At 72.3% G+C, this 19852-nt stretch carries 22 protein-coding genes; 10 read left to right on the forward strand and 12 right to left on the reverse strand.

The window, feature by feature from the left end; genetic code table 11:
• The first annotated feature begins 137 nt into the window (after positions 1–137).
• A complete protein-coding gene (locus tag ABR738_RS06605) occupies positions 138–1175 on the forward strand; it encodes a LacI family DNA-binding transcriptional regulator (RefSeq protein ID WP_350229031.1) in 1038 nt (345 codons plus the stop codon).
• Between the two features lie 89 nt (positions 1176–1264).
• Here the strand turns inward: ABR738_RS06605 and ABR738_RS06610 are convergent, their stop codons facing one another.
• The 6 genes from ABR738_RS06610 to ABR738_RS06635 form a co-directional block, all read right to left on the reverse strand.
• Entirely contained in the window at positions 1265–3043 is a 1779-nt protein-coding gene (locus ABR738_RS06610; protein WP_350229032.1) for a serine/threonine-protein kinase, read from the reverse strand.
• Between the two features lie 88 nt (positions 3044–3131).
• Positions 3132–4430, reverse strand: a complete 1299-nt coding sequence (locus tag ABR738_RS06615) for a DUF6986 family protein (RefSeq protein ID WP_350229033.1) — start codon at positions 4428–4430, stop codon at positions 3132–3134.
• Positions 4431–4592: 162 nt separating this feature from the next.
• The gene (locus ABR738_RS06620) at positions 4593–5567 is read right to left on the reverse strand and encodes an electron transfer flavoprotein subunit alpha/FixB family protein (RefSeq protein WP_350229034.1); all 975 of its coding nucleotides are present in this window, start codon (positions 5565–5567) and stop codon (positions 4593–4595) included.
• A gap of 143 nt (positions 5568–5710) precedes the next feature.
• On the reverse strand, positions 5711–6496 hold the full coding sequence (locus ABR738_RS06625) for an electron transfer flavoprotein subunit beta/FixA family protein (RefSeq protein WP_350229035.1): 786 nt from the start codon (positions 6494–6496) through the stop codon (positions 5711–5713).
• Positions 6497–6695: 199 nt separating this feature from the next.
• Entirely contained in the window at positions 6696–7205 is a 510-nt protein-coding gene (locus ABR738_RS06630; protein ID WP_350229036.1) for a flavin reductase family protein, read from the reverse strand.
• 186 nt (positions 7206–7391) lie between these two features.
• Positions 7392–7736 carry a TlpA family protein disulfide reductase gene (locus tag ABR738_RS06635; RefSeq protein ID WP_350229037.1) on the reverse strand — a complete coding sequence of 115 codons (345 nt, stop codon included), beginning with the start codon at positions 7734–7736 and terminating at the stop codon, positions 7392–7394.
• A 264-nt stretch (positions 7737–8000) separates the two neighbouring features.
• Here ABR738_RS06635 and ABR738_RS06640 point away from each other — a divergent pair, with 264 nt between their 5' ends.
• A complete protein-coding gene (locus ABR738_RS06640) occupies positions 8001–8732 on the forward strand; it encodes a lysophospholipid acyltransferase family protein (RefSeq protein ID WP_350229038.1) in 732 nt (243 codons plus the stop codon).
• Positions 8733–8736: 4 nt separating this feature from the next.
• On the opposite strand, the gene ABR738_RS06645 is transcribed toward ABR738_RS06640, so the two are convergent.
• From ABR738_RS06645 to ABR738_RS06665, 5 genes are all read right to left on the reverse strand, one after another.
• Complete coding sequence (locus ABR738_RS06645) at positions 8737–9441, reverse strand: B3/B4 domain-containing protein (RefSeq protein ID WP_350229039.1); 705 nt, start codon at positions 9439–9441, stop codon at positions 8737–8739.
• Between the two features lie 13 nt (positions 9442–9454).
• Positions 9455–10054 carry a transglutaminase-like domain-containing protein gene (locus ABR738_RS06650; protein ID WP_350229040.1) on the reverse strand — a complete coding sequence of 200 codons (600 nt, stop codon included), beginning with the start codon at positions 10052–10054 and terminating at the stop codon, positions 9455–9457.
• 82 nt (positions 10055–10136) lie between these two features.
• Positions 10137–11198, reverse strand: coding sequence for a threonine aldolase family protein (locus ABR738_RS06655; protein ID WP_350229041.1), 1062 nt, complete (start codon positions 11196–11198; stop codon positions 10137–10139).
• Positions 11195–11950: an SDR family NAD(P)-dependent oxidoreductase gene (locus ABR738_RS06660; protein WP_350229042.1), complete on the reverse strand. Its 756-nt coding sequence runs from the start codon at positions 11948–11950 to the stop codon at positions 11195–11197. Before ABR738_RS06660 ends, ABR738_RS06655 begins: the two co-directional genes overlap by 4 nt.
• A 71-nt stretch (positions 11951–12021) precedes the next feature.
• The gene (locus tag ABR738_RS06665) at positions 12022–13422 is read right to left on the reverse strand and encodes a DUF6421 family protein (RefSeq protein ID WP_350229043.1); all 1401 of its coding nucleotides are present in this window, start codon (positions 13420–13422) and stop codon (positions 12022–12024) included.
• A 358-nt stretch (positions 13423–13780) separates the two neighbouring features.
• Here ABR738_RS06665 and ABR738_RS06670 point away from each other — a divergent pair, with 358 nt between their 5' ends.
• The 3 genes from ABR738_RS06670 to ABR738_RS06680 all read left to right on the forward strand — a co-directional run bounded on the left by ABR738_RS06670 (position 13781) and on the right by ABR738_RS06680 (position 15475).
• The gene (locus ABR738_RS06670) at positions 13781–14464 is read left to right on the forward strand and encodes a PadR family transcriptional regulator (RefSeq protein WP_350229044.1); all 684 of its coding nucleotides are present in this window, start codon (positions 13781–13783) and stop codon (positions 14462–14464) included.
• Positions 14465–14594: 130 nt separating this feature from the next.
• Entirely contained in the window at positions 14595–14720 is a 126-nt protein-coding gene (locus ABR738_RS06675; RefSeq protein ID WP_350229045.1) for a hypothetical protein, read from the forward strand.
• Positions 14721–14791: 71 nt separating this feature from the next.
• Positions 14792–15475, forward strand: coding sequence for a glycerophosphodiester phosphodiesterase (locus ABR738_RS06680; RefSeq protein WP_350229046.1), 684 nt, complete (start codon positions 14792–14794; stop codon positions 15473–15475).
• A 6-nt stretch (positions 15476–15481) separates the two neighbouring features.
• Here the strand turns inward: ABR738_RS06680 and ABR738_RS06685 are convergent, their stop codons facing one another.
• On the reverse strand, positions 15482–16030 hold the full coding sequence (locus ABR738_RS06685; RefSeq protein WP_350229047.1) for a GNAT family N-acetyltransferase: 549 nt from the start codon (positions 16028–16030) through the stop codon (positions 15482–15484).
• Between the two features lie 74 nt (positions 16031–16104).
• Here ABR738_RS06685 and ABR738_RS06690 point away from each other — a divergent pair, with 74 nt between their 5' ends.
• The 5 genes from ABR738_RS06690 to ABR738_RS06710 all read left to right on the forward strand — a co-directional run bounded on the left by ABR738_RS06690 (position 16105) and on the right by ABR738_RS06710 (position 19792).
• Positions 16105–16491 (forward strand): VOC family protein, encoded by a 387-nt coding sequence (locus tag ABR738_RS06690; protein ID WP_350229048.1) that lies wholly within the window; start codon positions 16105–16107, stop codon positions 16489–16491.
• Positions 16492–16659: 168 nt separating this feature from the next.
• Entirely contained in the window at positions 16660–17223 is a 564-nt protein-coding gene (locus tag ABR738_RS06695; RefSeq protein WP_350229049.1) for a DUF5134 domain-containing protein, read from the forward strand.
• Positions 17224–17310: 87 nt separating this feature from the next.
• Positions 17311–18246 (forward strand): M56 family metallopeptidase, encoded by a 936-nt coding sequence (locus ABR738_RS06700; protein ID WP_350229050.1) that lies wholly within the window; start codon positions 17311–17313, stop codon positions 18244–18246.
• Positions 18247–18329: 83 nt separating this feature from the next.
• Positions 18330–19001 (forward strand): phosphatase PAP2 family protein, encoded by a 672-nt coding sequence (locus ABR738_RS06705; protein WP_350229051.1) that lies wholly within the window; start codon positions 18330–18332, stop codon positions 18999–19001.
• 86 nt (positions 19002–19087) lie between these two features.
• Positions 19088–19792 carry an HAD family hydrolase gene (locus tag ABR738_RS06710; protein WP_350229052.1) on the forward strand — a complete coding sequence of 235 codons (705 nt, stop codon included), beginning with the start codon at positions 19088–19090 and terminating at the stop codon, positions 19790–19792.
• Positions 19793–19852 lie beyond the last annotated feature (60 nt).

Here is a 19852-nt window from a genome sequence, read left to right on the forward strand (position 1 = left end):
GACGGGTAACGGCAGGTCAAGATGAAAGTCTCCCTGCATGTGACAACGTTGTCCAGGGCCTATGCTCGACGCCACACCCGCCGTCCCGGCCGTCAGAGCACGCCGGACGGCTCCCGACGAGGACAGGACAGCGCACCGTGGCCGACAATGCCCGCCACTCCGAGCTCCGCTACGGCAACCGTCCGACGATGAAGGACGTCGCCGCGCGCGCCGGTGTCGGCCTCAAGACGGTGTCCCGGGTGGTCAATGGCGAGGCCGGCGTGACGCCCGACACCGAGCGCCGGGTGCAGGAGGCCATCGAGGCGCTGGGCTTTCGGCGCAACGACAGCGCGCGGGTGCTGCGCAAGGGGCGTACGGCCTCGATCGGCCTGGTGCTCGAAGACCTCGCCGACCCCTTCTACGGGCCGCTCAGCCGCGCCGTGGAGGAGGTCGCGCGGGAACACGGGGCGCTGCTCATCAACGGTTCGAGCGCCGAGGACGCGGAGCGGGAGCAGGAACTGGTGCTCGCGTTCTGCGCCCGCCGGGTCGACGGCCTCATCGTGATCCCGGCGGGCTGCGACCATCGCTATCTCGAACCGGAGATAAAGGCGGGCGTGGCCACGGTGTTCGTGGACCGGCCGGCCGGCGGGATCGAGGCCGACGTGGTCCTGTCCGACAGTTTCGGGGGCGCCCGCGCGGGCGTGGCCCATCTCATCGCGCACGGCCACCGCAGGATCGGATTCATCGGCGACCAGCCCCGCATCCACACGGCCACCGAGCGTCTGCGCGGCTATCACGCGGCCATGGCCGAGGCGGGGCTGCCGGTCGAGGATGCCTGGGTCTCGCTCGGCTCGACCTCTCCCGAGCGGGTGCGGGACGCGGCCGAGTCGATGCTGGAGGGGCCTTCGGGGGTCACCGCCCTGTTCGCCGGCAACAACCGGGTGACGGTCACGGCCGTACGGGTCCTCGCGGGCCGCGCGCACCCGGTGGCCCTGGTCGGGTTCGACGACATCGAACTGGCCGACCTGCTCGGCATCACCGTCATCTCGCAGGACGCCGCCACCCTCGGCCGCACCGCCGCCGAACTGCTCTTCCGGCGCCTCGACGGCGCCGAGGAGAAGCCTGCCCGGGTGGTCCTGCCCACGGCCCTGATCCAGCGGGGCTCGGGCGAACTGCCGCCGCCGGCCGGCGCGTAGCGGGCGACGCCGGGGTCCCGGCGGCCGGCTCCGGCTCGGCTCCGGCTCAGTTCCGGCTCGGCCCCCTCTCCGGCTCGGCTCCGGCGCGCTCAGCAGACCTTCAGGCCCGGCACCGGCTGGTTGTTGTCGCCGCCCTTCACATAGACCACGCTCACGTACACGCTCTTGTGGCCGCTGTCGTCATCGGTCCTGGCCCACCAGGTGTTGGTCCACTTCCCGTACGTCTCGCGGCGGCCGAGGTCGGCCTGGCAGTAGAAGTAGTTGGTGCCCGCGTTGAGCACGCCCGCCGCGCCGCCGTCCTGGCGGATGGACTTCGCGGCGCGCCACACCTGGCAGTCGAACTTGCCGCCGGCGATCGCGTGGCAGCTGCCGGCCGGCGGCGCCGTGTCACCCGCGCCGCCGCCCGGGGACGCCGTGGCAGGGGCGCCGGGGGTGCTCTTCTTCGGTTCGGGCGTCCTGGTGGCGTCGTTCTTGGCGTCCGCCTTGCCCGCGTCGCCCTTGCGTGACGGCTTCACGTCGCCCGAACTCACCGACGGCGTGGGCGAGTTGGGCGTCTTGCGCGCGGAGGGCCCGGGGCTCGACAGGCCCGCGGCGCCGACCTGGTCGTCCGCCGCGCCCGGTGACGCGCCGGCGGCCGACCCGGACGCCCGCTGCCCGCCGCCGGTGTTCCCCTGGCCGAGGAGTGCGTATCCGGCGCCGCCGATGAGGACGACGGCTGCCGCGGCGGCCGCTACCAGCGGCGTGCGGCGTCGGCGTCCTTCGACCGGTGGCGCCGAGGCCGATGGGACCGTTGGCGCGGGCGGGGCCGCGCTCACCGGCGGCCCGAAGCCCGGGGGTGTCACCGCGCTCGGCGCCGGTTCCGGGGCCGGCGCGGGCCCGAAGCCCTGGGGCCGGTGCGGCGCCACATCGCGCACCGTGGCACTGCGGGGCGCCTCGGCCCCTCGCGCGCCAGGCCGTAGCGGCGCGGTGCGCACGGCGGTCGGTCCCGTCGCCCCCGGGGCCGTGGCGATCTCCGCGAGCAGCCGCGCCGCCGCGGCGGCGTCGGGCCGCCGGTCGGGGTCCTTGTCCATGAGAAGCGCGAGCACGGGCCCCAGCGGGCCCGCGCGGCGCGGCTGGGGCAGCGGCTCGACGACGATGGCGTTGAGGGTGGACCAGGTGGAGGTGCGGCGGAAGGGGACGGTGCCCTCGACGGCCGCGTACAGGGTGGCGCCGAGCGCCCAGACGTCGGATGCGGGTCCGGGGTCCTGGCCCTGGGCCCGTTCCGGCGCCAAGTAATCCAGGGAGCCGACCAGTTCGCCGGTGCGGGTGAGCTTGCGCTGCGAGGTGCCCCCGGCCGAAGGCTGGGCGGGGATCCCGGAACCGTCGCTCGGGTCCTCCATGGCGGCGATGCCGAAGTCGGTGAGGACGACCCGGCCCGAGGCGTCGAGCAGCACGTTGCCGGGCTTCACGTCGCGGTGCAGGACTCCCACCCGGTGGGCGGCGGCCAGCGCTTCGAGGACGCTGACGCCGATGGCGGCGGCCTCGGCCGGCTCCAGGACGCCACGCTCGCTCAGGACGCCGTCGAGCGAGGGGCCGTCGATGAGTTCCATGACGATGACGGGACGGCCCTCGTGCTCGGTGACGTCATGGACGGCGATCACCGAGGGATGACGCACCCGGGCCGCGGCGCGCGCCTCACGCTGCATCCGCAGCCGAAGATCGCCCAGTTCGGGCGCTGAGGCGTCGTTGTAGGCGCGCAGTTCCTTGACGGCGACCTCGCGGCCGAGCACGTCGTCGTGGGCACGCCACACGACGCCCATGCCGCCGCGGCCGAGCCGTTCGACGACCCGGTACCGGCCGGCCAGTAGTTGGCTCTCCCCCGTGGACACCGCTGCCCCGTTCCCCTGTGGCGATTGTGGTCGGGTACAGAGTACGGGGCAGGACCGACAGGCCCGGGGGCGCCCGGTCCCGGTTTCGCTACGGGGCGGTGACGGTGAGGACCCCGCGCCGGGGCGAGGCGAAGGCGTCCAGGTCGGCGCGGGTGAGACCGGTCAGGCGCCCCACCTCCGCGGTGTCGAGGGCGCCGCAGTCCAGGCCGCGCAGCAGGTAGCCGCTGAGCGCCTTGGCGGTGGCGGGCTCATCCATGACGTCGCCCTCCGTCTTGGCGACGTACGCGGCGAGGCGTCCCGCCGCCTGCTCAAGGCCCTCGCGGTAGAAGGCGTACACGGCCGCGTAACGCGTCGGCAGATGGCCCGGGTGCATGTCCCAGCCCTGGTAGTAGGCGCGGGCCAGGGCGCGGCGGGTGAGGCCGTAGTGCAGGCGCCAGGCCTCGTGGACGTGCTCGGTGGCGCCGACGGGCAGCACGTTGGTGGAGCCGTCCGAGACGCGTACGCCGGTCCCCGCGGCGGCCACCTGCATGACGGCTTTGGCGTGGTCGGCGGCCGGGTGGTCGCTGGCCTGGTAGGCGGCGGACACGCCGACGCACGCGCTGTAGTCGAAGGTGCCGTAGTGCAGCCCGGTGGCGCGGCCCTGGGCGGCGTCGATCATCCTGGCGACGGCGGCGGTGCCGTCGGCGGCGAGGATGGACTGGCTGGTCTCGATCTGGATCTCGAAGCCGAGCCGTCCTTCGGGCAGGTGGTGGGCCTTCTCGAAGGCGGCCAGCAGCCGTACGAAGGCGGTGACCTGCTCGGGGTAGGTCACCTTCGGCAGGGTGAGCACGAGCCCGTCGGGCAGGCCGCCGTGGCGCATGAGCGTGGTGAGGAAGACGTCGGTGGTGCGGATGCCCCGGTCGCGGACGGCGGCTTCCATGCACTTCATGCGGATGCCCATGTAGGGCGCGGCGGTGCCGTTCGCGAAGGCTTCGGCGATGAGGCGGGCGGCGCGGGCGGCGTCTCCGTCCTCCTCGGCGTCGGGGCGCGGGCCGTAGCCGTCCTCGAAGTCGACGCGCAGGTCCTCGATGGGCTCGCGGGTGAGCTTGGCGCGCACCCGGTCGTAGACGGGCGCGGCGAGCGCGTCGCTGATGCCGAGGACCTTGGCGAGGGCGGCGGCGTCGGGGGCGTGCTCGTCGAGCGCGGCGAGCGCCTGGTCGCCCCAGGAGCGGATGGTGCCCGCCTCGAAGGCGTCACCGGGCACGTAGACGGTGTGGACGGGCTGGCGGGTGCCGGGGTCGCCCGGGTACCGGCGGGCGAGCTCCTGGTCCACGGTGACGAGCGAGGCGCTGATCTCCTCGCTCACGACGCCGGCGAGGCTCGTCGCCACCTGCTCCTGCTGACCCATCCTGCACCCTCCACACGGTCGGAACTTTTCCGCTTCACGGAATCAACAATCCGTATAGTGAAGTTAATGCGCCGCCTCTTCTGCGTCAATGCTTGTACGAAACGGCTCGGGGCCGCGCGGTGAGAATCACCACGCGGCCCCGGGACCGGACGAACTCGCAGGTCAGCCCTTGCGGGAGTTGACCTCTTCGGTCAGCTGCGGGACGACCTGGAACAGGTCGCCGACGACGCCGTAGTCGACCAGGTCGAAGATCGGGGCCTCGGCGTCCTTGTTGACGGCCACGATGGTCTTCGAGGTCTGCATGCCGGCCCGGTGCTGGATGGCGCCGGAGATGCCGTTGGCGATGTAGAGCTGGGGCGAGACGGACTTGCCGGTCTGGCCGACCTGGTTGGAGTGCGGGTACCAGCCCGCGTCCACGGCGGCGCGCGAGGCGCCGACGGCCGCGCCGAGCGAATCGGCAAGGGCCTCGATCACGGCGAAGTTCTCGGCGCCGTTGACGCCTCGGCCGCCGGAGACCACGATCGCGGCCTCGGTCAGCTCGGGGCGGCCGGTCGACTCGCGCGGGGTGCGCGAGGTGACCTTGGTGCCGGTGGCCAGATCGGAGAAGGTGACCGACAGGGCCTCGACCGCGCCGGCGGCCGGGGCGGCCTCGACGGCGGCCGAGTTCGGCTTGACCGTGATGACCGGGGTGCCCTTGGAGACACGGGACTTGGTGGTGAAGGAGGCGGCGAACGCGGACTGCGTGGCCACCGGGCCCTCGTCGCCGGCCTCAAGGTCGACGGCGTCGGTGATGATGCCGGAGCCGATGCGCAGCGCGAGGCGGGCGGCGATCTCCTTGCCCTCGGCGGAGGACGGGACGAGCACGGCGGCCAGGGAGCCCCCGGCGGACACCGCGTCGTACGCGGCCTTGAGCGCGTCCACCTTCGGTACGACGAGGTAGTCGGCGAACTCGGGGGCGTCGGCGGTGAGGACCTTGACCGCGCCGTGCTCGGCGAGCGCGGCGGCGGTGTTCTCGGCGCCGGCGCCGAGCGCGACGGCGACGGGCTCGCCGATGCGGCGGGCAAGCGTCAGCAGTTCGAGGGTGGGCTTGCGGACGGCGCCGTCCACGTGGTCGACGTAGACCAGAACTTCAGCCATGGGACTTCAATCTCCTGCAAGTGCGAAGAAAAGGCGGGCAGTTGAGGGGCAGGCTCGGCGAGCCCTGAGTGCGGACGCGGCCCGAATGGTTCCCGGACCCGCCGGGTACCGCGAGGGAACTCCCGGCGCGCGGCGAGCGCGACTCAGATGAACTTCTGGCTCGCGAGGAACTCGGCCAGCTGCTTGCCGCCCTCGCCCTCGTCCTTGACGATCGTGCCGGCGGTGCGGGCCGGGCGCGCGGCCGCGGAGTCGACGGCGGTCCAGGAGCCTTCGAGACCGACCTCGTCGGCCTCCAGGTCCAGGTCGCCCAGGTCCAGGGACTCCACCGGCTTCTTCTTGGCGGCCATGATGCCCTTGAAGGACGGGTAGCGGGCCTCGCCCGACTGGTCCGTCACGGACACGACGGCCGGCAGCGCGGCCTCAAGCTGCTCGGACGCGGCGTCGCCGTCGCGGCGGCCCTTGACGGTGCCGCCCTCGACCGAGACCTCGGAGAGCAGCGTGACCTGGGGGACGCCCAGGCGCTCCGCGAGCAGCGCGGGAAGCACGCCCATGGTGCCGTCGGTGGACGCCATGCCGCAGATGACCAGGTCGTAGCCGGTCTTCTCGACGGCCTTGGCCAGGACCAGCGAGGTGCCGATCACGTCGGTGCCGTGCAGGTCGTCGTCCTCGACGTGGACGGCCTTGTCGGCGCCCATGGAGAGCGCCTTGCGCAGCGCGTCCTTGGCGTCCTCGGGGCCGACGGTCAGCACGGTGATCTCCGCGTCGTCCGCCTCGTCGGCGATCTGCAGTGCCTGCTCGACCGCGTACTCGTCGAGCTCCGAAAGGAGGCCGTCGACGTCGTCGCGGTCGACGGTCAGGTCATCGGCGAAGTGCCGGTCGCCGGTGGCGTCGGGCACGTACTTCACACAGACAACGATCCTCAAGCTCACGCCGGCTCTCCTACTGCATCGTCATTTCTGGGCTGCCTTGATGCACGCAGCATAGGCGCCTGATGGGGCGGTATCCGGTCGGGGCGACCGGCGCTCCGAACGAAATATTACTCGTCAGTACACCCAGCTTGTTCCCCGTAAGCAAGCGCTTTGAACTGTGACGTTGCCAACGCTGAGTAATCGGTCCCGAGCGGAACTCTCAGTCGCGCAGCGCGTTGAAGCGGCCCTGGTGGTAGAGCAGCGGACGCCCCGCGCCCGCGGGGTCGCCGGCGACCGCCCGGGCCAGCACGATCCGGTGGTCGCCGGCCGGAACGCGCGCCACCACCCGGCACACCAGATAGGCCAGAACACCATCGAGTACGGGCACACCCTCGGGCCCCGGGCGCCAGTCGGTGGCCGGGCCGAAGCGGTCGGCGCCGCTGCGGGCGAAGGTGGCGGCCAGCTCCCTCTGGTGCTCGCCCAGTATGTGCACGCCCACGTACTCCGCCTCGGCGACGACGGGCCAGCTGGAGGAGCCGGTGCCGATCCCGAACGAGATCAACGGCGGTTCGGCGGCGACGGAGTTGAGCGAGGTGGCGGTGAAGCCGACGGGGCGGCCGCCGCGCTGGGCGGTGATCACCGCGACACCGGCGGCGTGCTGACGGAAGACCGACTTGAACAGTTCGGGCGTGACTGTCTGAGGGGTACCGAGCTCGGGCGAGGCCGTCATGGAATTGTCCTTCTGCGGTGGGTGCGACGTGGGCTGCGGGCGGTCAGCAGCCTGGACAGCGCGCGCTCGCGTCACGAGCGAGGTCCACATGGGCGCGTCCATAAAGAAGGAGATCTGTCGGCACGTCGTCAGACTGACGACGTGCCGCGCCCCCAGTCAAGTGCTGTCCTCGATGTGGGAGATCCCTCACGGGCCCGGCACCGCCTGCCCGAGCGCGGCGATGACATCCACGCGGCGCGGCCGGCCGCTCGCCCTGCGCACGATCGCCCCGCCCGCGTCGAGCACGAGCACCGTCGGGGTCGCGGTGATCCCGAGTTCTCGTACGAGCTCAAGGCGTTCCTCCGCGTCGATCTCCACATGGGCGACGCCCTCCACCATCGCGGCCACCTCCGCCAGGGTGCGCCGGGTCGCCCGGCAGGGCTGGCAGAAGGCGGTGGAGAACTGCACCAGGGTGGCCCGCCGCCCCAGCGCCGCCCCCAACTCGGCCTCGCCGAGCCCGCGCCCGCCCTCGCCCCGTCCGCCGTCTCCCACCGCCACGGCTCCCACAAGCCCCAGGCCTCCCGGTCTCTTCACACGGCCACTACCTGCCCTGTCGTACGGTTGCAGCGCGGATCGCTCCGCAATGATTCCCAGGGCTCCGGCCTGCGAAGACGTGATGTGAATCTCGCCCGCGCCCGGTGCCAGGACTGGCCAGCCCGGCCGGCATCGGGCACCATCTGCCTGAGCCTAAAACCTACGGCTGCGTAACTTACTCCGGGAGCACCCTCCCCGGGCACACGAAGGGTCTCCCCTCAGATGGCAGAACTCGTCTATCGACCGGTCATCGGCGCCGCCCGCGCGATGTTCAAGGCGCTCGACCTGAAGATCGACACCCAGGGTTCGGAGAACATCCCGCGCACCGGCGGGGCAGTGCTCGTCAGCAACCACATCAGCTATCTCGACTTCATCTTCACGGGTCTTGCCGCCCTGCCGCAGAAGCGGCTCGTGCGGTTCATGGCCAAGGAGTCGGTGTTCCGGCACAAGATCTCCGGCCCGCTGATGCGCGGCATGAAGCACATCCCGGTCGACCGCACGCAGGGTGAGGACGCCTACCAGCACGCGCTCGCCTCGCTGCGGTCCGGCGAAGTGATCGGCGTGTTCCCGGAGGCGACGATCTCGCAGTCGTTCACGCTGAAGAGCTTCAAGTCGGGCGCCGCGAGGCTGGCCCAGGAGGCCGGGGTGCCGCTGGTCCCGATGGCGCTGTGGGGCACCCAGCGGATCTGGACCAAGGGCCGCCCGCGCAACTTCAGGCGCAGCCACATTCCCGTCACCATCCGCGTCGGCGAGCCCGTGGAGGCACCCGCCGACCAGTACGCGGGGGCCATCACGCGGCGGCTGCGCGAGCGCTGCCAGGAGCTCCTGGAAGCGGCCCAGCGCGCCTACCCCGTCCGCCCCAGGGACGCCGGCGACACCTGGTGGGTGCCGGCGCACCTCGGCGGCACGGCCCCGACGGCCGAGCAGGTCAAGAGCCGTGAGGCGACGGGCTGAATCGTCACTCCTGGCCGGCCGCGCCGACCGGCGAGTGCACGGTGACCCGGGCCCCGGGGCTGAACTTCTCCAAAAGTCCGGCCAGTTCGGCGCCGGCGGTGACGAGGTCGCAGTGCGGCGCCATGCCCTCCAGGAGGAAGAGCGCGTTGACGCTCTCCTCGGTGAGCCGGGTACGCACCCCCTGACGCCAGTTCCAGCGGCGGCAGGTGACGCCCTCGTCGTCGCACCACACCACTTCGCCCGCGTCGGGGTGCTCGATGACCTCTTCGCCGCCGGCGACGGTGGCGAAGGACTCCTCGCCGGTGGCCCGCGCCAGGCGCATCGCCCCCACGATGCGGTCCGTGTCCTCGCCGCCGACCGGCACGAGGTGGGCGACGCTGATGGCGTTGTAGACATCGACGAGGCGGTTGACGCGCGGCAGCCCGCCGTCGGCCAGGGCCCGCTTGGCGAGCGCTTCGGCGGAGTTGCGGGTGCGGTTCGGCTTGGAGCCGAAGGCGGCGTACGCGGCGCGCCAGGCGGCCACGTGGGGGTCCTCGTGCGGGGCCCGGCCGGCCAGCCGCTCGGCGAGCCGGCGCCCGGCGTCGTCGAGCAGCGCCGAACTCGCCTCGTCGCTGGGCGCGTTGAGCAGACCGCGGGCCTCGACGGCGACATGCGTGAAGCCGGGTGCGAGGGCCCGTACGTCGTCGGACACGGTGAGCGTGAGCGTCATGATGGGGAGTGCCTCACAGTTCGGTCGGATAAATCGGCCACAGTGACGGCCGGTCGGGCGCGGCTTTCAGCGCGTCCGTGACCGCCGGGTGGGGTACATCATAAAGTACTGGATAGTCCACTTCACCGAACTCCGGTCGCACCTTCCACGCCAGCCGTTCCTCGTCGAGGGAGAACTGGGCGTGGACGCCCGGCTTGTTGCCCCGGGCATCCACGCGCGCCCAGGCGCCGGTCCCCGGCAGCCGTAGCGCGACCAGACCGTGCACGAGCGGGTTCGATCCGCCGTCATCGGCGAGCCGCTGGTAGCAGAGGGCGGCGGGGATCCCTTCGGCACGCAGCAGCGCGGCCAGGGCGTGCGACTTGGCACAGCAGATGCCGGTACGCCACGCGAGCACGTCGGAGGCCCGCCACGTCACCTCGATGTCGCCAGAGTCCTGGGAGTGCGGTATCTCGTCCCGGACGAAGGTGTAAGCGGCTTCGGCGTATGCGTATGCGCCGGTGGTCGCGGCCGCCAGGCGGGCGGCCGTCTCGCGCACCAGAGGGTGTTCATGGTCGACGACGTCGTCCGCACCGAGGTAGGCGGAGAGTTGAGGGTCGCGCTGGATGAGCTCCATGGCGCCGGAGCGTACGAATGCGGCCGACCGTAGTCAATGACTTTACGGTCGACCGCATAGATATTCAGACGTCGCGTCGAGGCTAACGCGCCATTTCTTCCTTCAGCGCCTGGAGGAAGCCGTCCACGTCGTCCTCGGTGGTGTCGAAGGAGCACATCCAGCGGACGTCGCCGGCCGCCTCGTCCCAGAAGTAGAAGCGGTAGCGCTTCTGAAGCCGCTCGCTGACATCGTGCGGCAGGCGCGCGAACACCGCGTTGGCCTGCACCTCGTACAGGATCTCCACGCCGTCGATCTGACGCACGCCCTCGGCGAGGCGGGCGGCCATCGCGTTGGCGTGGCGGGCGTTGCGCAGCCACAGGTCCTTGGCGAGCAGCGCCTCCAGCTGCACCGACACGAAACGCATCTTGGAGGCCAGCTGCATGGACATCTTGCGGATGTGCTTCATCTGGCGGACCGCGTCGGGGTTGACGACGACGATCGCCTCGCCGAAGAGCATCCCGTTCTTGGTGCCGCCGTACGACAGCACGTCCACGCCGACCGCGTTGGTGAACGCCCGCATCGGCACGTTCAGGGAAGCGGCCGCGTTGGATATCCGCGCGCCGTCGAGATGGACCTTCATGCCGCGCTCGTGGGCGTGGTCGCAGATCGCCTTGACCTCGTCGGGCGTGTAGACCGTGCCCAGCTCGGTGTTCTGGGTGATCGAGACGACCTGCGGCATCGCCCGGTGCTCGTCCTCCCAGCCCCAGGCCTGGCGGTCGATGAGCTCGGGCGTCAGCTTGCCGTCGGGGGTGGCCACGGTGAGCAGCTTGAGCCCGGCCATCCGCTCGGGGGCGCCGCCCTCGTCCACGTTGATGTGCGCGCTCTCCGCGCACACCACGGCGCCCCAGCGGTCGGTCAGCGCCTGGAGCGCGGTGACGTTGGCGCCGGTCCCGTTGAAGACCGGGAAGGCCTCGGCGTCCGCGCCGAAGTGGCTGTGGATGACGCGCTGAAGGTGCTCGGTGTACTCGTCCTCGCCGTAGGCGATCTGGTGACCGCCGTTGGCGAGGGCGATGGCGGCGAGGACTTCGGGGTGGGCGCCGGCGTAGTTGTCGCTGGCGAACCCGCGCACCGCCGGGTCGTGGTGCGCTCGGGCGTCCGTCCTCACGGCTTGGGGGTCAGCCACAGGCGCTGTCCGTTCACTTCTTGGGCGGGCTTGTCCCAGACGCCGGCGATGGCCTCGGCCAGCTCCGTGACGTCGGTGAAGCCCGCGAACTTCGCGTTCGGTCGCTCGGCGCGCATCGCGTCGTGCACCAACGCCTTGATCACCAGGATCGCGGCAGCCGCGCGCGGCCCGTCGGCGCCCTCGGCGGCCCCCGCCTTGCGGAACGCGTCGCCGAGCGCGAGCGTCCACGCCTCGGCGGCGGCCTTGCCCGCGTTGTAGGCGGCGTTGTTCGCGGTGGGCTTGTGCGCCCCGGACTGGCTGACCAGGATGAAGCGGCCCCTGTCACTGCGCAGCAGCCCGTCGTGGAACGCGAGCGAGGTGTGCTGCACCGTCTTGACCAGCAGCTTCTCCAGGAGTTCCCAGTCGGCCAGGTCGGTCTCGGGGAAGGAGGTGCTGCCGCGCCAGCCGCCGACGAGGTGGACCACGCCGTCCACGCGTCCGAAGTCCTTCTGGATGCGGTCGGCCCAGTCCCGGGTGGCCTGGAGGTCGAGGAGGTCGACGGTGTCACCGGTGACGGTGGCCCCGCCGTGCGCGTACCGCGCGGCGTCCACGGCCGAGGCCAGGCGCTCGGCATCCGCGTCGGCGCCCACGACGACCGCGCCCGCTTCCGCGAGCCGGAGCAGCGCCGCACGGCCCGCGGGCCCCGCCGCGCCGGCCACGGCGACGACCGCGCCGCTCAGAGGTCCGTTGTTCATCTTCCTCGCCCCTTCCGAACCTTCTGAAGCCTCTGCACTTTCCGAACCGTCCACACCGTCCGCACGAGAGCTCACGCGGCGGCCTCGGCCTGGGCGGAAGCGGCGGTGATCCCCTTGGTGGAGGCGATCACGTTCTTCAGCTTCTTGGCAAGCGCCTCATAGAACATGCTGAGCGGAAACTCGTCGGCAAGCACGTCGTCGACGAGCTTACGGGGCGGCTGCGTCAGGTCCAGGGCGTCGGGGCCCTTGGCCCAGCGCGATCCGGGGTGCGGGGCGAGGTAGGTGGAGACCAGGTCGTACGCCGCGAACCAGTGGACCAGCTTGGGCCGGTCGATGCCGTCGCGGTACAGCTTCTCGATCTCGGCGCACAGCTGGTTGGTGACCCCCGGGGCGCGGTCCCAGTCGATGTGCAGCTTGTTGTCCGTCCAGCGCACCACGTCGTGCTTGTGCAGGTAGGCGAAGAGCAGCTGGCCGCCGAGACCGTCGTAGTTGCGGACGCGGTCGCCGGAGACCGGGAAGCGGAACATCCGGTCGAAGAGCACCGCGTACTGCACGTCGCGGCCGTGCCGGTTGCCCTCGGCGTCCAGTTTCACGGCCTCCTTGAAGGCGGTGAGGTCGCAGCGCAGCTCTTCGAGGCCGTACATCCAGAACGGCTGGCGCTGCTTGATCATGAACGGGTCGAACGGCAGGTCGCCGTGGCTGTGGGTGCGGTCGTGGATCAGGTCCCAGAGCACGAAGGCCTTCTCGCAGCGCTCCTGGTCGGTCACCATCTCCTGGATGTCCTCCGGGAGTTGGAGCCCGAGGATGTCCACGGCCGCGCCGGTGACGGCGCGGAAGCGGGCCGCTTCGCGGTCGCAGAAGATGCCGCCCCAGGTGAAGCGCTCGGGGGCCTCGCGCACGGCGATGGTCTCGGGGAAGAGGACCGCCGAGTGGGTGTCGTAGCCCGCGGTGAAGTCCTCGAAGGTGATGCCGCAGAACAACGGATTGTCGTAGCGGGTGGCCTCGAGCTCGGCGAGCCACTGCGGCCACACCATGCGCAGCACGACCGCTTCGAGGTTGCGGTCGGGGTTGCCGTTCTGCGTGTACATGGGGAAGACCACGAGGCGCTGGAGTCCGTCGGCGCGGTCGGCGGCTGGGTGGAAGGACATCAGCGAGTCCAGGAAGTCCGGCACGTCGAAGGCGCTGTCGGCCCACTTGCGCAGGTCGGCGACGAGCGCGCGGTGGTAGGCCTCGTCGTGCGGCAGCAGCGGCGAGAGCTCCACGACGGCCGATATCACCTGGTCGACGGTGGCCTCCACGACCGCGCGGAGCGGGGCGCCCTCGGCGTCGAAGTCGATGGATCCGTCCTTGGACTGCCAGGGCCGGATCTGCTCGACGGCGTTCTTGAGCGCGGGCCAAGCGGGGTGGTCGATCACCCGAGGGCCGGCTGCCGCGCCCCCCACGGCCGGGTCCTGCACAAGAATTTCCGTCATGTCACTTCCTCCACAGGAGAACCTCGCGTCAGGACACCGTAACGGTGTTCGGTTCTTCCCCTCAAGAGGAGGATCAGTAAATTATCCTGCGCGCCCGCGACGGAACCGCTCTTCTTCCTGCGTTGGCGCAATGGCGCGGATATGGCTGCGGTGGGGCGGCTCGGCCGGGGCGGGCCGGGGCGTACGACGCCCTTCGCGCGGCGCGGGGGCGCGCGGACACCGGCGTCGGCCGGGGTTCCGGGCCACCCCCTTCCGCCCCCGGCCGTGGGATCCACCAACCGCGACCCCGGGATCACGGACGTTCTCACGGGCCCTGACGGGGTTGTGCCCCTGCCGCGCGCTCACTTCAATTCGGCCTATGACCAGGCCTCCTTCCCCCCACGGACCAGACACCGCGCGGCCGCTGCCGCCGACGGCATGGGCGGTGCTCGGGCTGCTCTCCTTCCCCGGCGAGCGGACCGGCTACGAGCTGAAGAAGTGGGCCGACGCGTCGCTGCGGTTCTTCTACTGGTCGCCGGCCATCAGCCAGATCTACGCCGAGCTGCGCCGCCTCGAAGCCCTCGGTTACGCCACGTCACGGCGTTCGGGGCCCGAGGAGCCGCGCGCCAAGCGGCGGTACGCGATCACCCACGCGGGCCGGGACGCGCTCACCGCGTGGGCAAACTCCCCCGAGGCGAGCGGCCCGACCGTCCTCAAGCACCCCCTTGTGCTGCGGATCTGGCTCGGCCACCTCGCGGCGCCCCGGCGGCTGCGCGCCCGGATCATGGAGCATCTGGCGCGCACCGAGGCGGAGTTGAACGACATACGGGCCGCGCTGGCCCGCGCCGAGGACAACGAGGGGTGGGCGCATCCGCGCATCGCGCTGCGCTGGAGCGAGCTGCGGGAGCTGGCCGAGCTGGAACTCGCGCGGGCCATGCTCGCCGACCTCGACCGCCTCGCGCCGCCCCAGCCGGCTCCCCAGCCGGCTCCCCGGTCGGCGCCCCCGCCGACGCCCCAGGGGGGAGAACCGGACAATCACGACGGGTGGCCGGGCCCGGGATGAGGCCCGGAATTCGGCGCGTCAAGGGCCCTGGGAATCGCCCACGGGAGGGTGAGGCGGGTTGGCCCCCGGCGGGTGTCCACAGGTAGGACGGAGTCCCCCCGCCCCTCGCACGCATCCCGGAGCCGCGCCCATGAGCACCCGCGCCGTCGTTGTCGCAGCCCTGATCACGGCCTTCATCCTCGGGATCGCGTCAACCCGGGCGGACCACCCCGACGGCCCGCGCGAGCCGGGGTCGGCAGCGGTGGCGGGCCGTTAGGCTGCGCCTGCCGCGTGCGCACGGGAGTGCGCCGCGCCTGCATAGCGCCGTCGACGGAAGCGAGGCCTGTCTTGACGTTCCTCACCATCGGTCATCGCGGGGTCATGGGTGTCGAACCGGAGAACACCCTGCGTTCCTTCGTGCACGCCGAACGCGCGGGCATGGACGCCATCGAACTCGATCTGCACCTCAGCAAGGACGGCGCCCTCGTCGTCATGCACGACGCCGAGGTCGACCGCACCACGGACGGCAGGGGCCCCGTCGGGGAGATGACCCTGGCCGAGCTGCGGGCGCTGGACGCGGGTCAGGGCGAGCGCGTCCCCGTGTTCGAGGAAGTGCTCGACGCGGTGAAGGCCCCGCTCCAGGCGGAGATCAAGGATGTCCGCGCGGCGCGCGCGCTGGCCGAGGTGATCGAGCGGCGCGATCTGGTGGGCCGGGTGGAGGTGCTGTCCTTCCACGACGCGGCGCTCGCCGAGATCGCCTCCCTCGTGCCCGGCGTACGCACGGGGCTCGTGGACGACGACTGGGGCCCCGACCTCGTCGACCGGGCCCGGGCCGTCGGCGCGCGGAGCCTGGTCCTGAGCATCGGCCGGATCACCCTGGAGACGGTCGAGCAGGCCCACGCCGCCGGGCTCAAGGTGATCGGCTGGACCGTGAACACCCAGGACCATCTGCGCCTGGTGCGGGCCCTGCAACTGGACGGCGCGACGACCGACTACCCGCAGATCCGCCGCACCGGCCGCTTCACCGCGTAGGAACGCTCAGGCCAGCTCTTTGACCAGGAGCTCGAAGGCCAGGTCGTCGCGCTGCGGCAGACCGAAGCGCTCGTCGCCGTACGGGAAGGGCGTCAGCTGTCCCGTACGGCGGTAGCCGCGCCGCTCGTAGAAGGCGATGAGCTCTTCCCGTACCGAGATCACCGTCATGTGCATCTCGCTCACTCCCCACTCGGCCCGCGCCACGCGCTCGGCCTCGGCGATGATCTGCTTGCCGAGGCCCGCGCCCTGGAGCGCGGGAGCGACCGCGAACATGCCGAAGTAGGCCGCTTCTCCCCGGTGTTCCAGCTGGCAGCAGGCGATCAGCTCGCCCTCGCGCCACACCGTCAGGAGCTTGCTCGCGGGCGCCGTGATGACCGCGCGCACGCCCTCGGGGTCGGTGCGCTGGCCCTGGAGGATGTCGGCCTCCGTGGTCCAGCCCGCCCGGCTCGCGTCGCCCCGGTAGGCGGACTCGACGAGCGGCACCAGCGCCTCGACATCGGCCTCCGTGGCGTCCCGGTAGCTCAGCTGCGCGGCGGCGGCGCGGGCGGTGTCCATCGTGCGGTCTCCCTGCTGGTCGGTTGCGCTGGAGGGGCGGGTCGAGCCTAACGCGGGCGCTAGGGTCGCTTGCCATGGTGCATGTACTGAGCAGCCGGACCCTTCTGCGCCCCACCGACCCCGAGCGTTCGCGCGTCTTCTACGGCGAACGGCTCGGACTTCCCGTCTACCGGGAGTTCGGTACGGGCCCCGAGCGCGGCACGGTGTACTTCCTCGGCGGCGGGTTCCTGGAGGTGTCGGGACACGGTGACGGGCCGCCGGCGCCCGGACTCCAGCTGTGGCTCCAGGTCGCGGACGTGGCGCGGGCCCACGAGGAGCTGGTGGAGCGCGGGGTCACGGTCGTACGGCCGCCGGTGCGCGAGCCGTGGGGGCTGATCGAGATGTGGATCGAGGACCCGGACGGCGTCCGCATCGTGGTGGTGGAGATCCCGGCCGACCACCCCTTGCGCTTCCGCCCCTGACGTCACGGCGGCCCCCGTCGCCCGTGGAACCACGGCCGGCCAAGCGGCGGCCCGGCCCCCGGTGATCCCTCGCGCGCTCCCCTTGTGTGTCCCTGCGCCCGCGTATGCGGCCCCCTGGACGGGCATCGACTTGGCGGCAGGCGTCACACCGAGCGGGGGAGGTACGCCGTGCACGGTCCGGTGGTGCCCGGCTTGCTGCTCGTCGCGCTGTGCGCGGCGGCGGGTTCGTACTGTCTGCTGCGGCTGCGCAGTGGCTCCGCGCGGGCCCGGGGGGCCGCAGGCGGCGAGGCGGTGATGGGATTCGGGATGGCCGCGATGGCCGTCCCTGCCGCGTTCGCGCCGCCGGGTCCGTGGATGCCGGTGGCGTGCGCGGTGGTCTTCGGCTGCGCGGCGCTGCGCGGCCTGTGGCTGGTCCGGGGCGGCGCCCACCATATGCACCACGTGGTGGGATCGCTCGCGATGGTCTACATGGCCCTGGCGATGGTCCCGGGAGGCGGTCACCAGGGGCACACGGGGCACGTGGCGGGCGGGGTGCCGCTCCTGACCGGCGTCCTCCTGCTCTACTTCGCGGGTTACGTCCTGTCGGCGGGGGCGCGGCTGCTGTCCTCGGCGGGCGGCGGGGCCGGGGAGGCCGCCGCGCCGCCCGTGTCCTGGGGCGCCCGGCCCGAGCTGGCCCTGGCGTGCCGCCTGTCCATGGGGATCGCCATGCTCGCGATGCTGGTCACCATCTGATCCGGCGCCACACGGACCGCCGTGGCGTACGTCACTTGCGGCGCGCGGACATACCTATGACGGGGGCCTCGCTCATAGGCTGAGGCCATGACCGTCTCCCTCGCGTTGCTGGTGCTCGGCCTGGTGTCCGCCGTCGCCGCGCCGCGGCTCCTCGCCCGTGCCGACTGGGTCGAGCGCGAGCCGGTGGTGGCGCTGTGGGTGTGGCAGTGCGTGGTGGCGGCGGTTCTGCTCTGCTTCGGCCTCGCCATGGTCTTCAGTGCGGCGTCCGCGTGGGGGACGGTGCGGGGCCAGGTGTTCGCGCCCGCGCCCCGGGCGGTCGTCGAGGCGTACGCGCTGGGCCCCTACGGCCCGTGGTCGGCGGCGCTCGCGGTGGTGCTCTTCCTCGGCGGCGCCTGGACCGGCGCGATGCTCACGCGGGAGGTGCGGGACAGCTGGGCCCGCCGCCGCAGGCGCCGCGACGAACTGCGCCTGCGCTCACCGCTGTTGCCGGGTGAGGAGCCTTCGAGTGAGCGCCTTGTGGTCCTTGAGGCGGGCCGCCCCGACGCCTGGTGGCTGCCGGGCCAGGTGCCCCAACTGGTCATCACCACCGGGGCGCTTCAGCGCCTGAAAGGCCATCAGCTCGACGCGGTCCTCGCCCATGAGATCGGTCACGCGCGGGCCCGCCACGACTGGCTGCTGCACTGTTCGAGCGCGCTTGCGCGGGGTTTTCCGCAGGTGCCGGTGTTCGCCGCGTTCCGCGACGAGATGCACCGCCTGGTGGAGCTGGCCGCCGACGACGTGGCCTCGCGCCGCTTCGGCCGCCTGACCATCGCGCTGGCCCTGGTCGAACTCAACGAGCACCGCGGGGTGTTCGGCCCGTGCCCGGCCCCGGACGGAGAGCTCCCCCAGCGGGTGCACCGGCTGCTCTCCGCCGCGCCCCGGCTGCCGGCGAGCCGGCGGCTGCGGCTGACGGCGTACGCGGCGCTCGTCCCGGCCGTGCCGCTGATCGTGGCGCTCGTGCCGGGCCTGCACGCCCTGGGCTAACCCGGACCGATACGCCCTGGGCTAACCCGGACCAATACGCCCTGGGCTAGCCCGGACCGAGCGGATCGGGTTGGATCCCTGGCATGCTGCTCGCTCCCGCCCCGGCCCCCGCCCGCCCCGACGTGCCGCTGCGCGCCGGTCTCCTCTGCGCCGCGCTCGCCGCGCTGCTGCTGGTCCTGGTGGCGGCCCAGTGGGGTCCGCTGATGTCCCTGGACCGGGCGATCGCCGAGGCGCTGCACCGCCGGGCCGTCGCCGATCCCGGCCTCACCCACGTGAACCGGGTGCTGAGCGACTGGGTGTGGGACCCCTGGACGATGCGCGCGCTGCTCGCGGTGGCGGCGGCGGTCCTGCTGTGGCGCGGCGAGCGGCTGTTGGCGGTGTGGGTCGCGGTGACGAGCGCCGCGGGAACAGCCGTGCAACAGGGCCTGAAGGCGGCCGTCGGCCGCGAGCGGCCGCACTGGCCGGATCCGGTGGCCTCGGCTTCGTACGCCGCTTTCCCCTCCGGCCACGCCCTGAGCGTGACGGTGGTCTTCGGTCTGCTCGTGTGGCTGCTGACGCTGGGCGGGGCCCGCCCGCCCGTGCGCCGGGCCGTCCTCGCGGTCGGGGCCCTGAGCGCGCTGGGCGTCGGGTTCACGCGGCTCTACCTGGGCGTGCACTGGTTCTCGGACGTGGTGGCCGGCTGGCTGACGGGCGCGGCGGTCGTCCTGCTGAGCACGACGGCCCACCGCCTCCTCACAGCGCACCGGCCCCGGTGAGCGAAGCCCCCGCCCGCGCCCCCCTCCCCCACCGAGCGCGACACCGCCCCTTGAAGCGGCCCCGCGGCCACGCGAGGATCCGCCGCATGACGATCAAGGGCGTTCTCTTCGACTTCTCCGGCACCCTCTTCCGCGTCGAGCCGGTCACCTCATGGCTCGGCGCCGCACTCGACAGCTGCGGCATCTCGTTGCCGGACAGTGAACTAGCGCGGTACGCACGGGAGTTGGAGAGAGCGGGAGCCCTGCCCGGGGGCGCCGATCCGGCGCGGATACCCCCGCACCTCGCGCAGGTGTGGGACGTACGCGACCGCAGCGGCGCATCGCACCGCCGGGCATACACCGGTCTCGCACGAGAGGTGGAGCTGCCCGATCCGCGTCTGTACGACGTGCTCTACGACCGCCACATGGACCCGTCCGCCTGGCGGCCGTACGCCGACGCGAGGCCGGTGCTCGCCGCACTGCGCGAGCGCGGCCTGGCGGTCGGCGTGGTGAGCAACATCGGCTGGGACCCGCGGCCGGTCTTCCGCGCGCATGGCCTGGACGACTTCGTGGACGCCTACACGCTGTCCTTCGAGCACGGGGCGCAGAAGCCTGAGGCGCGGCTGTTCCGGGTGGCCTGCGGCGCGCTCGGCAAGGAGCCGGGCGACGTCCTGATGGTGGGCGACAACCGGCGGGCGGACGGCGGCGCGGCGACGCTCGGCTGCGCGGTGCACTTCGTGGACCACCTGCCCGTCGACCAGCGCCCCGACGGCCTGCGCGCGGTGCTCGAGCTGATCGGGCGGGACCGCTGACGGGCGGGAATTGCGTCGGGGCTGGAAATCGGACAGAGAAAACAGAGAAAGGGGCCGCCC

This window comes from Streptomyces sp. Edi4 (assembly GCF_040253615.1).
Taxonomy (GTDB): domain Bacteria; phylum Actinomycetota; class Actinomycetes; order Streptomycetales; family Streptomycetaceae; genus Streptomyces.